Annotated in this window: 9 protein-coding genes; 5 read left to right on the top strand and 4 right to left on the bottom strand. The window is 72.3% G+C overall.

All coding sequences use genetic code 11. The features are described 5' to 3' along the window. Nucleotides 1–149: 149 nt before the first annotated feature. Complete coding sequence (locus MQE23_RS03945; RefSeq protein WP_243378254.1) at nt 150–776, top strand: NAD(P)-binding domain-containing protein; 627 nt, start codon at nt 150–152, stop codon at nt 774–776. Between the two features lie 27 nt (nt 777–803). Here MQE23_RS03945 and MQE23_RS03950 read toward each other — a convergent pair whose 3' ends face one another. After that, on the bottom strand, nt 804–1,463 hold the full coding sequence (locus tag MQE23_RS03950; RefSeq protein ID WP_037671043.1) for a TetR/AcrR family transcriptional regulator: 660 nt from the start codon (nt 1,461–1,463) through the stop codon (nt 804–806). Between the two features lie 279 nt (nt 1,464–1,742). Here MQE23_RS03950 and MQE23_RS03955 point away from each other — a divergent pair, with 279 nt between their 5' ends. From MQE23_RS03955 to MQE23_RS03965, 3 genes are all read left to right on the top strand, one after another. After that, entirely contained in the window at nt 1,743–3,065 is a 1,323-nt protein-coding gene (locus MQE23_RS03955; protein ID WP_243378255.1) for a UDP-glucose/GDP-mannose dehydrogenase family protein, read from the top strand. A 95-nt stretch (nt 3,066–3,160) separates the two neighbouring features. Beyond that, complete coding sequence (locus MQE23_RS03960) at nt 3,161–4,369, top strand: glycosyltransferase (protein ID WP_243378256.1); 1,209 nt, start codon at nt 3,161–3,163, stop codon at nt 4,367–4,369. Between the two features lie 152 nt (nt 4,370–4,521). Next, a complete protein-coding gene (locus MQE23_RS03965; RefSeq protein WP_020274619.1) occupies nt 4,522–6,138 on the top strand; it encodes an MDR family MFS transporter in 1,617 nt (538 codons plus the stop codon). Here the strand turns inward: MQE23_RS03965 and MQE23_RS03970 are convergent. From MQE23_RS03970 to MQE23_RS03980, 3 genes are all read right to left on the bottom strand, one after another. Beyond that, on the bottom strand, nt 6,119–6,952 hold the full coding sequence (locus tag MQE23_RS03970; RefSeq protein ID WP_020274618.1) for an alpha/beta hydrolase: 834 nt from the start codon (nt 6,950–6,952) through the stop codon (nt 6,119–6,121). The two genes, MQE23_RS03965 and MQE23_RS03970, sit on opposite strands and share 20 nt — an antisense overlap. Before the next feature lie 98 nt (nt 6,953–7,050). Then, on the bottom strand, nt 7,051–8,505 hold the full coding sequence (locus tag MQE23_RS03975; RefSeq protein WP_020274617.1) for a polysaccharide deacetylase family protein: 1,455 nt from the start codon (nt 8,503–8,505) through the stop codon (nt 7,051–7,053). 126 nt (nt 8,506–8,631) lie between these two features. Continuing rightward, nucleotides 8,632–12,375, bottom strand: a complete 3,744-nt coding sequence (locus MQE23_RS03980) for a helix-turn-helix domain-containing protein (RefSeq protein ID WP_243378257.1) — start codon at nt 12,373–12,375, stop codon at nt 8,632–8,634. Between the two features lie 390 nt (nt 12,376–12,765). Between MQE23_RS03980 and MQE23_RS03985 the strand changes: the two genes are divergently transcribed. Then, nucleotides 12,766–13,887 carry a PP2C family protein-serine/threonine phosphatase gene (locus MQE23_RS03985; RefSeq protein WP_020274613.1) on the top strand — a complete coding sequence of 374 codons (1,122 nt, stop codon included), beginning with the start codon at nt 12,766–12,768 and terminating at the stop codon, nt 13,885–13,887. Nucleotides 13,888–14,010 lie beyond the last annotated feature (123 nt).

The raw sequence follows: 14,010 nt of genomic DNA on the forward strand, positions 1-14,010 counted from the left end.
GTAGTCACCATGCAACCCCGAGTAACGCCGCGCCAGGCGAGGGTCTGCTCGACGACTGGCGGAGCTTGACGGCCCTAGGTCTTTGGTGCCCGGTCCAGTCCGTCCGAGGGCCGATTCGCCGCTCCCCGGCAACAGCTAGCGTCCCACCCATGCGCTTAGGACTACTTGGCACCGGCAACGTCGCCCGAGCACTGGCCCACGGCTGGAGCGCCGCGGGGCACGACGTGCTCCTCGGTTCACGCCGACCTGAGGAACGGGCGGACCTCGGCCTCCCCGTAGCGAGCCTGAAGGACACGGCCGCCCACGCGGAGGTCCTCGTCAACGCCACCCCAGGGACCGTCTCCGTTGAACTCCTGCGCTCCATCGGGGCACCGGCGCTGGCCGGCACCCTGCTGATCGACGTCGGGGTCGGCCTCTCCGACGACTTCGCCGAGCTCTCGCACCCCAACAGCAGCCTGGGAGAACAGATCCAGGAAGCCTTCCCCCGGACACCCGTCGTGAAGACGCTGTGCACCATGGACTCGACGGTGATGGTCGCCCCGGGCGATCTGGCCGGCCCGAGCACCGTCTTCCTCTCCGGTGACGACGCCGAAGCCAAGCGGACCACCGGCCGGCTGCTCAGCGACCTCGGCTGGCCCCCGTCGTCCCAGCTCGACATCGGCGGCATCACCACAGCCCGCGGGCAGGAGCACTTCGCCCTGCTCTTCATGGGCATCGCGGGCGGACTGGGGTCTCACGTGTTCAACATCAACGTCGTGACCCGGCCTGCCGCCTGACAGGCCGTCGACGTGCCGCCTCCCGGGTCAGTCGTCGCCGGCGGCGCGCTCCTCGTCCCCGGCCGTCCTGCCGTCGTCTTCCGGCGCCGGGCCCAGCAGGACCTCGATACCCGCGCGCAGGTAGCGCTCCAGCGTGGCGTCCGGCGCCGAGACGAGGGCGGGTGGGCGTATCTCCGTGCGCATCAGGCTGGTGCCGAGCATCCAGGCCGCCAGGAGTTCCGCCCTCAGGTCGGCGTCGGGGCCGTCGAGGCGGGCGGCCAGACGATGCGAGAACACTTCCGTGAAGTCCGCCCGCAGTCGCGCCACCGCCTCGTCCCGGCCGGACGACCGCAGCACGGAGAGCACAGGGTGAGGGAAGTCACCTTCCCTCGGCTGTCCCATGAGCAGCGCGCAGAACCAGTCGGGGATCGACTCGACCGGCTCGTCCAACAGCGGCTCGAACATCTTGCCCGTCCCCGAAACGTCGTTGAACAGCGCTTCTTTCGAGCCGAAGTAACGGTAGACGAGGGCGGCGTCCACGCCCACGTCGCCCGCGATGTCGCGCACGCTGGTGCCCTCGTAGCCGTACTTGCCGAAGCGGAAGGCCGCGGCGGCCCGCAACGCGGTGCGCGTCGCCGAGGCCGAGCGTTTGTGGGCGGGCCGGCGAGCCGCCGCCTTGGCCGCCTCGCCGTTCTGTACTCCGGTCACGTACCGCACCTCCGTGGTCCACGGCCCTCTGGCCATCCGCCCATGTTCCAGTCTGCGGCGACTGTCTCAAAGTCACCGACCTATGTCATCAATCGTTGACTTACGTTCTCGCGGCATGCGATACCTGACTCAGGTCAACGATTGGTGACTTGAGTCCTCGCTGTGCCCGGGCCGTACGACGAAGTCGGCCCTTCCAGGTCCGCCCGTACGACGCGATCGAGCGCGCCCTTCGGCCGTCGCACGCGGGCACCCCCACCGACCGGAAAAAGGTGATCTTCTGTGTCTGCTCGACGCGTCGCCGTGATCGGAACCGGCTACGTCGGACTGACAACCGGCGCCTGTCTGGCCTCCCTCGGGCACTCCGTGGTGTGCGCGGACGCCGACCCGCACAAGGTCGATCGGCTGCGCGAGGCCCGCGTGGACATCCTGGAGCCCGGTCTGCCCGAGACCGTCCGGGACGCCCTGGACGCGGCCCGGCTCGACTTCACCGGCGACACCGCGGCCGCCGTCGCCGAGGCCGAGGTCGTGTTCCTGTGCCTGCCCACGCCCATGGGGGCGGGCGGCGCCGCCGATCTCGCCGCCGTGGAGGCCGTCGCCGCGCAGATCCGCGACGTACTGCCGCCCGGCTGTGTCGTCGTCAACAAGTCGACCGTGCCCGTCGGAACGTGCGAGCGCGTCGCCGCGCTGCTCGGCCGGGACGACGTGGGCGTGGTGAGCAACCCGGAGTTCCTGCGCGAGGGCCGCGCCGTCCAGGACTTCCTGCACCCCGACCGGATCGTCATCGGCGCCGCGGACCGGGACGCCGCCCGGCGCGTGTCCGACCTGTACGCGGGACTGGACGCGCCGCTGGTGCTCACCGACCCCGCCAGCGCCGAACTGACCAAGTACGCGGCGAACTTCTTCCTCGCGATGAAGCTGTCCTTCGCCAACAATCTCGCCACCGTCTGCGATCGCTTCGGCGCCGACATCAACGATGTCACCGAGGGCATCGGCAGGGACCCGCGCATCGGCTCCGCGTTCCTGCGGCCCGGGCCCGGCTGGGGCGGTTCCTGTCTGCCCAAGGACACTCACGCCTTGCTGACCGTGTGCGAACTGGCCGGCGTGGACTTCCCCCTGCTGCGCGCGACCATCGAGACCAACGTCACCCACCAGCAGCAGCTCGTCGAACGGGTCGCCGCCGCGTGCGGACGCGGCGGCGACGGCTCGCTGCACGGCGTACGACTCGCCCTGTACGGCCTGACCTTCAAGGCCGGCACCTCCGATCTGCGCGACTCCCCCGCACTCTCCGTCGCCCGGCTGCTGCGCGAGCGCGGCGCCGAACTCACGGCGTACGACCCTGCGTTGCGTGAGGAGCGGCCCGACCTGAGCGATCTGGTCGACCTCGTCGACGATCCGGTGCGGGCGGCGGAGGGGGCAGCGGCCTGCCTCGTCCTCACGGAGTGGCCGGAGCTGCGCGACCTCGACTGGGCGGCGATCGCCGCGCGCATGTCCGGCCAGGAGGTCCACGACTTCCGCAACCTGCTGGACGCGGACCGGCTCGCGCGGGCCGGGCTGCGCTGGCAGGGCATCGGGCGCGCGGAGGCGCCGACGCGGGTGGCGTGACATCTCCTCCCTGCTGCGCAGACGAACCCAACCTGCTGCGCAGACGAACCAAAGACGGCAAGTCCGAGAAGATCCCAGAGAGAAAGGCTCACCCCATGCGGGTTCTGTGCACCACGCTCGGCAGTCCCTCCCACGGGCGCGCTCAGCTGCCCCTGCTGCGCGCCCTCGCCAAGGCCGGGCATCAGGTGCTGGTGGTCACCACCGAGGCCCTCGTCCCCGTCTTCCGTGACGACGACGTACAGGTGAACGCCGCTTTACCGGAGTTCGATCCGCTCGCCGCGATGGGCCCGTACCTGGCCGAGCTCGGCGACACCCCCGACCTGACGGAGCCGACGGACGCGCTGGCACGGCTGCTGATGCGCAACGTGGCCGGGCCGGGGGTCAAGCCGCACCTGGACGTTCTGCTCCCCCTGGCCCAGGACTTCCGGCCCGATGTGATCCTGCGCGACGGCATGGACATGGGTGCGGTGCTCACCGCCGAACTCCTCGGCGTGCCGCAGTTGCCGACGCCTTCCGGGTTCAGCAACGTCCTGGACCCCGCAGAGGCCTTGCCGCAGCTGAACGAGCGGCGCGAGGAGCTGGGACTGCCCGTACGGGACGACCCGCCGTCCCTCGTGCCGCACGGCCGCGTCGACTACGTGCCACCCGCCTTCTCGTTCGCCCGGCACCTGCCCCGCACGTGGGCGTACCGGCAGACGGTGGACGTCGAGCGCGGCATGGTCCTGCCGGAGTGGGCCGCCGAACTGCCCACGGACCGGCCGCTGGTGTACGCCGCGATCGGTACCGCCCTGCCGAAGATGCATGCGCGCATGGAGGACGGGGAAACGCCTCTGCCGGTGAAGCTGCCGGACGCCACCGAGAGCCTGCACGCGATCGTGCGGGCGGCGGCCGAGCTGGACGACTGCACGGTGGTCGTGTCGACGTCCGGGCTGCCGGTGGACACCGAGGGGCTGCCCGGGCACGTCCACGTCGCCGAGCGAGTGCCGCAGCCGCTGCTGCTGGAGTCGGTCGACCTGTTCATCACCCACGGCGGCTTCAACAGCATCCGCGAGGCCATGCGCACGGGCACGCCGCTGGCGGTCCTGCCGCACTTCGGTGACCAGCCCGCCAACGCGGAGCGCGTGGAGGAGCTGGGCCTGGGCCGGCACATCGCGGACCGCAGCGCGGCCGGCATCGCCGACGTGTGCCGCAAGCTCCTCGCCGATCCCGGGCCCCGGGCGCGGGCCCGGTCGGCCCAGCTGGCGATGCTGACGCTGCCGGATGTCGAGCAGGCGGTCGACGACCTGGCAGGCCTCGCCGGCTAGCCGCCCCGGCATCGACGACCGGCTGCCCCGGCATCGACGGTCAGCCGTCCGGCATCGTCGGCCGGACGCCCCGGCCCCGGCGCGGGCCGCTCCGGAACACCGGGGCGGCCCGCGCCCGCGCGCCGTACCCGCCCCCACCCCGAGGACGACACGTGACCTTCTCCGACACTCAAGAACAGGGCGCGGCCGGGGACATGCCCCCGCGGCTCAGCCACCGGCAGATCACCACCGTCATGTCCGGGCTGGTGCTCGGCATGTTCCTGGGGGCGCTGGACCAGACGGTGGTCTCGTCCGCGCTGCGGACCATCGCCGACGACCTGCACGGGCTGACCGCCCAGGCCTGGGTGACGACCGCGTACCTCATCACCGCCACCATCGCGACGCCGCTCTACGGCAAGCTCTCCGACATCCACGGCCGCAGGCCCGTCTACCTCGCCGCGATCGCCCTGTTCACCGTCGGGTCGCTGCTGTGCGGATGCGCCACGTCGATCTACGAACTCGCGGCGTTCCGCGCCGTACAGGGTCTCGGCGGCGGCGGGCTGATGTCCCTGGCGATGACGATCGTCGCCGACATCACCACCCCGCGTGAAAGGGGCCGCTACCAGGGCTACTTCATGGCCGTGTTCGGCGGCGCCAGTATCGTCGGCCCGCTGGTGGGCGGGGCCTTCGCGGACCGGGCCGACCTGCTCGGGACAGCGGGCTGGCGCTGGATCTTCCTGATCAACGTGCCCCTCGCCGCCGCGGCCGCGGTGGCGATCATGCGCGTGCTGCGCTTCCCGCACCGGCGGGTGCGGCACCGGCTCGACTACGCCGGGGCGCTCGCCCTGGCCGTGGGCCTTGTACCGCTGCTGACGGTGGCCGAGCAGGGCCGCATCTGGGGGTGGGACTCGCCCTCGGCCCTGCTGATGTACGCGATCGGCGTGGCAGGGCTGGCGGTGTTCGTCGTGGTGGAGCGTCGGTCGGGCGACGCCGCGCTGCTGCCGCCGCGCCTGTTCCGCATCCGGACCTTCCGCCTGGGCGTCGGGCTGCACTTCGTCGTCGGCATCGGCATGTTCGGCGCGATGACGACGCTGCCGCTCTATCTCCAGCTCGTGCGCGGCATGAGCCCCATCGAGGCGGGTCTGGCCACTCTGCCCACGGTTGCCGCGAACCTCGCGGTGACTCTGCTGACGGGCCGGATGATCGCCCGGACCGGCCGGTTCAAGGTCCATCTCGTCGCCGGTGCCGGCTCGTTCACCGCCGCTATGCTCGTGTTCGCCACGCTGCGCGTGGACAGCCCGCTGTGGCACGCGGCGCTCGGCATGGCCCTGATGGGCGCGGGCCTCGGCGCGTCGATGCAGACGCTGACCACGCTCGCACAGAGCGAGGTGCCCCGCACGGACATGGGCGCGGCGACGGCGTCCGTCAACTTCTTCCGCTCCAACGGCGGCACGGTCGGCACGGCGGCGTTCCTGTCGATCCTGTTCACCACGGCGGCCGGCAGCATCGCCGAGCGACTGGCCGAGGCCCGCCGCGACCCGGCCTTCCGCCACCTCCTGGCCCAGCCCGACAACGCGCACGCACTGACGGGCGTCCTGCGCCCCGACGGCGGGGTCGACCTGGAGGACTCCGCCTTCCTGCGCGGCCTCGACCCGAGCGCGGCACTGCCGTTCCTGGAGGGTTACGTCACCTCGATGCGCCTGGTCTTCCTCACCGGCGCCGCGGTGTCCCTGGCCGCCTTCGCGCTGGCGGCCTGGCGGGTCCCCGACCTCACGCTCTCCGACGAGTGACGTCCACCGGAGTGCTGCCCCCGGTGCCCGCGGTGGTTGCCGCCGGGGATCGCCGTATGGGAAGCATCGTGAGGATCGGCTCCTTGGCGAGGAAGTCGAGGATGATCCGGTTGACCTCCCCGGGCTTCTCCATGAGCAGCGCGTGCGACGTTCCCGGCACGACGGCCAGTTGGGATCCGGGGATCGCGCGATACAGGGCGATCGTGTGTTCCAGGGTGATCAGGTCGTCGTCCCCGACCAGGACGAGCGTGGGCGCCGTGATACGGGCCAGGTCCTCGGTGCGGATGGTCGGTTCGGTGCGGAACATGGCGGCCAGCTTGCCCACGACGACCGGCCAGTGGGCGGCACCGTCGGGCGACACGGCTTCGTACGCCTCGCGGAACATGGTCAGGTCGTCGGGCGCCATCTGATCCAGCATCTCCGGAGCCGCGCCGCTCTGTGGGCTCGGCAGGAAGTTGGCCCCGATGGCCACGACCTTCCGGACCAGGTCGGGGCGGGCGATGGCGACGAGCAGGGCGATGACCCCGCCGTCGCTCCACCCGACGAGATGCGCGGGACCGCCGACGACCTCTTCGATGAAGGCGACGGTGTCGTCGGCCATGTCCTGATACGAGAGCGGCCCGTCGACGTCGGGAGTGTGCCCGTGCCCACGACGCTCGGGAAGCAGCACGCGGAAGTTCGCCGCGAAATCGGCTCGCTGAGCCTGCCACGTCTCGTTCGTGCAGAGGCCGCCGTGGAGGAGGAGCAACGGGTCACCGGCGCCATCGGTCTCGTACCACGTCCTGACGCCGGGGAGTTCCACGTAGTCACCCATCGCTCCGGGCCTTTCCGGGATGCCGCCGTTTGCTCCCAGTCTCCGCCGCCGCCTGGATGGCCTGCAATGCGAGGCCATCCAGGCCGAGCAGGCAACCGTCAGAGGGTGGCGCGCAGATGGCTGACGGTGACGAAGTGGTAGCCCCGGGCGGTCAGGGTGCGCAGGATCTGCGGGACCGCGGCGACCGACGTGGGGTGGATGTCGTGCATCAGGACGACGTCGTTGCGCCGCACCTTGTCGATGACGGTCCGCGCGACCTTGTCGGCGTCACGGTACTTCCAGTCCTCGGTGTCCACGTCCCACAGCACCGGGGAGAGGCGGGTGGCGGCCCGGACGCGGCGGTCGACGGCACCGTAGGGCGGGCGGAACAGGGTGGGGGCCTTGCCGGTGGCGGCCTCGATGGCGGCGCTGGTGCGGTTGAGCTGGGAGACGACCTGCCCGCGGGCGAGCTTGGTGAGGTCGGGGTGGTTCCAGGAGTGGTTGCCGATCTCGTTCCCGGCGCGGGCGGCGGCGCGGACCAGGGCGGGGTGGGCGGCGACGTTCTGGCCGACGGTGAAGAAGGTGGCGCGCGCCTTGTACCGCGCCAGGTAGGTCACCAGGGTCGCGGTCTCCGGCGCTGCCGGTCCGTCGTCGAAGGTCAGCGCGATGCACCGGACCTTCTTGCAGTCGGTGTCGTCGTCGCCGGAAGCGGTGTGGGTGGGGACGGCCTGCGGGGGGACGTGCGGCGCGCCCAGGTCGAGCGACCGGCTGGGCGTCACCGTCTGCCGCTGGGCACGCTTCCCGAACGCGGACAGCCAGGGGGTGACCGTCTCCTCGGGGAGAGTCAGCGTGACGGCACCGGCGGGCGGTACGGCCACGTCGCCGCGGTCGAAGGTCACCCGCAGTCCGCCGTCGGCGGTGAACGCCATGTCGTCCAGGGCGGCGGCGCGGGAGGCCGGGTCGGAGAACGTGTCGTCGAGGGAGTCGGAGTCCACGCCTTCGCGTCCCTTGAGCCGGTCCTTCAAGGCGCTGAGGAAGTGGTCCCGGGAGCCGTCGGCGACGAGTCCGAGGGCCGTACGGTACGCGCCCGCCTTGCCGTCGTACCAGTACGTCGTCGCCGACTGCCCGGACCCGGCGCTGCTGGGGTCCTGTGTGCTGAGCCTGACGCCGAGGACGTCGCCGGAGGCGACCAGGAACTGGTGACTGATGTTGAGCTCGCCGCTGTCCGCGCCGCCCGTGCCGTCCTGGCAGATCGCCGAGTCCGAGCGGAAGGCGGCCAGGCGCCGCTCCACGTACTTCTTCATCGCGGCCGTCATCGCCTCCGCGCCGGGCACGTCGGGATAGCTCGTCGCGAAGGGGCAGGACTTGTCCTCGCTGCTGTCGCTGACGATCTCCAGGCCCTTGATCTTCGACGGGTCGACGCTGCGGACGGGCGAGGGGCCGGGGGTGGAGCCCGCCTGCCCGGAGGCAGCGCGCGCGGATCCGGACGGTCCGCCCGGTCCGGACGAGCAGGCCGCCGTGAAGGAGAGGGTGCCGAGCAGCAGAAGGGAGGGGACCAGGGGGTGAATGCGCATGAGTGAGACCAGAACCTGACTGAGGGGATTCGCGGACACCGCCGACGGGACGCCGCGGTCGTTCTGGTCATGGAGCGTGCAGGTCAGAGGCGTTTTTCAGCGACCCGGAAGGGCCTGTGAAAAAAATCAATCCCCACAGACGGGCTCGTACGGCGCGTCAGGGACGTAGGTGCGCCACTGCGCCTCGGTCAGACCGCCACCGGTACGGGAGCAGATGGTCCGGACGGCCTGGTCCGGGGCGACGGGGAAACGCTGGAGCGGCACGTACGGGCCGCTCGCGTACACCGTGCCGCCGTCCTGCGCGAAGGCGAGGGACCGGATCTCGTCGCCGGGCGTGGGCAGGTCCGACCCGAGGAGCTGCTGGCCCTCGGTGTCCCACAGCCGCAGGGTCCCGTTCGCGCCGCCCACGGCCAGCGTGCTGCCGTCGGACGAGAAGGCCAGCGCCTCCACCGCCTCCGGCTCGCCTTCGGAGACCGTGTCGGAGGTGCCGGTCAGCGCACCCGCACGGTGACGGAGGCTGCCGTCCCACAGCGTGACGTGCCCGGTGGTGTCGCCGACGGCGAGCCGGGAGCCGTCGGGGCTGAAGGCCAGCGCGGTGACCTCACGGCCGTCGGCGAGCGCCCGCCCGGTGACCTTTCCGGACGCCGGATCGGCGTACTGATCGTCGGAGCCCACGAGCAGACTGCCTTCCGGCCGTACCGCCAGCGCCGCCCCGGACGGACCGGGCATGGCCCGCGACCGCCGATGGGTCCGCGTGTCCCAGACCTCCGTGGCGTAGCCGCCGCTAGCGTCGCGGACGGCCAGCAGCGTGCGGCCGCCGGGCCCCAGAGCGAGGGCGGCGGCCGGGCGGTCCGCCGCGCCGGAAGTGTCGAGGACCGTACGCACCCGGTGCCCGCCCACATCCCACACCGTGAAGCGCAGCCGCAGCGAGCCGTGCGACGACACGGTGTCGGCGACGGCCAGCGCACGGCCGTCCGGGCTGAAGGCCAGCAGCGGGGTTTCCTCGCCGGACAGGTTCGGCAGCGGGCCGAGCGTCGCGCGGGCGCGGACGGTGCCGGAACGCGTGGAACGCAGCTCGAAGCGGTAGCCGCCACCGGACCGGGTGACGGTGGCCAGGGCGGCGCCGTCCGGGCTGAGCAGGCTCCCGTCGGCCGGCCTGCTCTGCCACCGCGGGGCGAGACGGTCGGTCAGGTCGAGGGTGTGGACCGTGGCGCCGTCGAGGTAGCGCAGGAGGCGATGGCTGCCCGCGTCCCAGGTCAGCCCCTTCATGTCCGCACCGGACAGCGGCCGGTGGAAGACCTGGGTGCCGCCGGTGGCCAGCCGCCATACGGCGAGCTCGTGGTCGTCCGCCGTGGCCAGGAACTCCCCGTCGGCAGAGAGAGCCGCCTGCGTGAAGCCGGTGTCGCCACCACTGGTGAAGTCGTCGACTGTGCGGCCACTGGCGACGTCCCACACCACGGCCGCGGTGCCGTAGACGGCGGCCAGCCGTTTGCCGTCCTGGCTGAACCTCAGCAGGCGTGAGCCGCCGTCCGCGCCTGTGCCGGTCCCGCACAGGGTCTTGTCGGCCTTCTCCCAGTCCCCCGGCAGTCGCTTTCCGCCGGCTGCGTCCCACAGCTGGAGCGGCCCGTCGGCGGGGCAGAGGGCGAGCAGGCGTCCGCCGGGGCCGACGGCCCCCGAGGAGAGGGAGCGCGGAATGCCGGTGCTGAAAACAACCTTGCCGTCGTTCGCCCGGTGCAGCCGGACCGTGCCCGGCCCGTCCACGGGACCGGTGAGGTACGCGCTCCCGTCGTCCGCGCTGCCCTGCAACGACGCATCGCCCAGATCGGCGGCGGGCCTGCCCCGGGGAAGGCTCCACAGGTTCTCGTCCCCGTCCGGCCCGCTGACGTCGAGGAACCGGGAGCCGGGACCGGCGGCGGCCACTTCCGTACCGCTCGGCAGGTGGTGGGTGGCGGTGACCTTGTGGTCGGCCACGTTCCGGACGGTGACCGTGCCGTCGTCGACGCTGAGCAGGGTCCGGCCGCCGTCGGTGAGGAAGCGCCGGACGTCTCTCCCGACCCGGGGGTCGGTGAAGGCGTCACGTTCCGGTTGCGCCAGAGCACCGAGCAGCGCCGAGCGGGACTCGGTGAGCGGGGCCGTCTGCCACGCGGCGGCCCCGAGCAGGGCGGCCGTGCGCGGATCGGTGGAGCGGAGGCTGTCGGCGACCGTGGCCAGGCGGCGGGCGGTGGCCTTGGCGGCCTCTTCCTCACTCACCCGGTCACGCTGCCAGGCGACCAGACCGGCGGCCAGCGCCAGCACGAGGCCCACGGCCAGGCCGACGACCAGGAACCGCGTCCGCCGCGCGGCACGGCCCTCGGCTTCCTGCTCGGCGTCCCGGGCAGCGACCGAAGCGGTGAGGAAGGCCCGTTCCAGGGGGGTGAGGTCGTCGTCCGGCCGAGCCCTCCCAGTGGAGTCGTCGTCCGGCTGCCGCGCGAACAATTCCTCGGCCCGGGACAGCCGCGTCCCGCGGTACAGCGCGCCGGGGTCGCGTTCCAGTTCCTCCCAGCCGCGAGCCGCCTCGCCGAGCCGGCGTTGCGCGCGCAGGCGGTCGCGGCCCTCCTCGATCCAGCCGGCCAGGCGCGGCCACCCGGTGATCAGCGCCTCGTGCGCGAGCTCCACCGTGTCGCCGTCCAGGGTGATCAGACGGGCGCCGGCGAGGCGCTCCAGCACGTCCCGCGCACCGCTGCCGAGTTCGGCCCGGGAGGCCGGGCGGCGCGTGTCGGCCGTGCCGTCGCCGGGCGCGATCAACCGCAGCAGAATCCGCCGGGCGACACGCCCCTGCGCCGCCGGCAGTCCGCCGTACGCCTCCTCGGCGGTGGCGGCGATCGCGCCGCGCACGCCGCCAGCCTCCTCGTACGCCGCCAGGGTCAGCATCCGGCCGCGACGGCGCCGCCAGGTCTCCAGCAGGGCGTGCGAGAGCATGGGCAGTGCGCCCGGCTGGTCGACGACCTCGTCGACGATCCGGGCGGTGAGAGCACGTTCCACGGTCAGGCCGGCGGAGGCGGCCGGACCGGTGATCACTTCGCGCAGTTCGTCCCGGCCCAGCGGTCCGACCAGCAGGTTCGCCCGGCAGACGGCCTCGGCCAGCTCACGGTGGTCGGCGCAGTGACCGTAGAAGTCGCCGCGGACCGCGACCGCCACGCGCAGCCGGCTCTCCGGCCGCGCGGCCGCCAGCAGCAGAGCGAGGAACCGGTCGCGTTCCGCGCGGTCGTGGCAGAGGGTGAACAGCTCCTCGAACTGATCGACGATCACCCAGGTCTCCGCGTCGCCGTCGCGCGCGACGAGCGCCTGCTCGTGCGTGCGCGCGGGCCGCTCCCCCGGTGTGAGCACCCGGATCACCGCCGGCCGCTCCGCCCCCGCCGCCTGTCGCAACCGCGGAATCAGCCCCGCCCGCAGCAACGACGACTTGCCGCTGCCGGACGCCCCGAACACCGCCGCGAACCGGTGCTCACGCACCAGCTCCATCAGGTCGGTGACGAGGGCCTCCCGCCCGAAGAACAGATCGCTGTCGTCCGGCTCGAAGCGGGCCAGCCCCCGGTACGGCGGCCTCTCGTCCGGCGCGGGCGCACGGACCTCGGCGTCCGTCTCCCGCCAGCGTCGCTCCCACTCGTCCGGATCGCCGTCCAGCGCCTCGGCGTACGCCCGCACGACCGCCAGCGACGGCAACTGCTCACCGGCCGCCGCCTGGGACACCGCGGTGATCGAGTAGCCGGCCCGCTTGGCGATCTCCCGGTACGGGGGCTTCCCGGCCTTCTCCCGGAGCACCCGCAGATCGTGCGCAAGCCGCTGCACGGGACCGGCGTCGGGGTCGACCGGCTTCTCGCGTCGCCCCACCGGGACACCTCTCAAACACGCAGCTCGAAGAACAGGCGTTCAAGTTACGTTTCCGCCCCATCTCGCGCAATCTCCGCGTGAGCGCAAGATCATCGCCGCTTCCTGACGCACCCTGTGGATCGACCTCGCCGCGGCGGCCTCACGCACGGATCACCCGGCCCACGCCTACTTCGTCGAGCGCTACGAACGCGGACGCACACAGTTCGCCGAGGGCTTCCTGGACAAGGCGGCCCGCGGCCGGCTGCGCGAGGGGGTCAGCCCCGAGAGCGCCGCGGTTCTCTTCAGCAGCGGAGCGCCACCCGAGCGGACAAGGGGCGGCGGGGCACCTGCCCACGAACGGCCGGGCCTGCATAACGTACGGGAGAGGTCACGAGCTGCCCGGGAGTTCCCATGATCGACACCCGCCGGAGAAGGCCGTCGGACGCCCTTGAGGCGATCGAGCCTCCGGGCAACCTGGAGCTGGCCGCCGGCGTGGTCTCGGTGACGGCCCTGGTGGAGATCCTGGGCGCCCTGTCCGGGTCCGCGGTGTGGCTCCTCGGTCTCCTGGTCTTCCTCCCGGGTACGGCGTCGGCGCTGTGCACCGCCGCGCAGACGAGGTTCGTCGCCGCCTGGACCACGGTCATCGTCACTCTCACCGTGCTGCTGCGCGGCAGTGACGTGGGCCGGTCACTCGACCGCGCCCTGCTGGTCCTGCTGACCCTCGCCCTGGGGGTGACCTCCGTCTACGCCTGCCAGCGCCGCATCAGGCGCGAGCACGAGATGCTCCGCCTGCGCTCCACCGCCGCCGCCATGCAGCGGCACATCCTGCACCCCCTGCCCCTGGTCACCGACGACGTCCTGGTCAACGGCGTCTACGAACCCGTACAGGAGGACCGGCTCGTCGGCGGCGACATCTACGAGGTCGTCGCCTCGCCCTTCGGAACCCGGGTGCTGATCGGTGACGTGCAGGGCAAGGGGCTGGCCGCGGTGGGGGCCGCGTTCGCCGTGATCGGCGCCTTCCGCGAGGCGGCCCACCGGGAACCCACGCTCACGGCGCTCGTCGACACCCTGGACTCCGCGGTCGTCCGGCACAACTCCTACGCCGAACAGAGCGGAGACGACGAGCGGTTCGTCACCGCGCTCGTCGTCTCCATCGACGCCCACGCCGAGGCGCAGATCGTCAACTGCGGGCACATCCCACCCCGCTTGATGCACGAGGGCGTCGTCACGACTCCGCCGCTGGAGTCCGGTGTGCCGCTCGGTCTCGCCGAGTTGGCCTCCGAACCGACGACCGTGGGCTGGTTCGACTTCCCGGCCGGGTCCACACTGCTGCTGACCACCGACGGCCTCACCGAGACCCGCTCCTCGGACGGCACGTTCTACCCGGTCGACGAACGGCTGACGGAACACCTCGCCCTCTCCCCCACCGAACTGCCGCGGGCCCTGTACGAGGATGCCCGCGCCTTCGCCGGCGAGGGCAGCCAGCACGACGACGTCGCCGTCCTGACCGTCCGCCGCTCTCCGTACCGCTGACCGGCACCCCGGCCAGCCCCTCTGTCCGTGTGAGCGACATCACAGCTTGCAACTCGCCGTCCTCAGGTCATCATATGACCTGATCTCCTCCGGGAGTCAGGCCGACCTTCTGGACGACACGGC

It is taken from the genome of Streptomyces sp. HP-A2021, from assembly GCF_022807935.1.
In the GTDB taxonomy this organism is placed as follows: domain Bacteria; phylum Actinomycetota; class Actinomycetes; order Streptomycetales; family Streptomycetaceae; genus Streptomyces; species Streptomyces afghaniensis.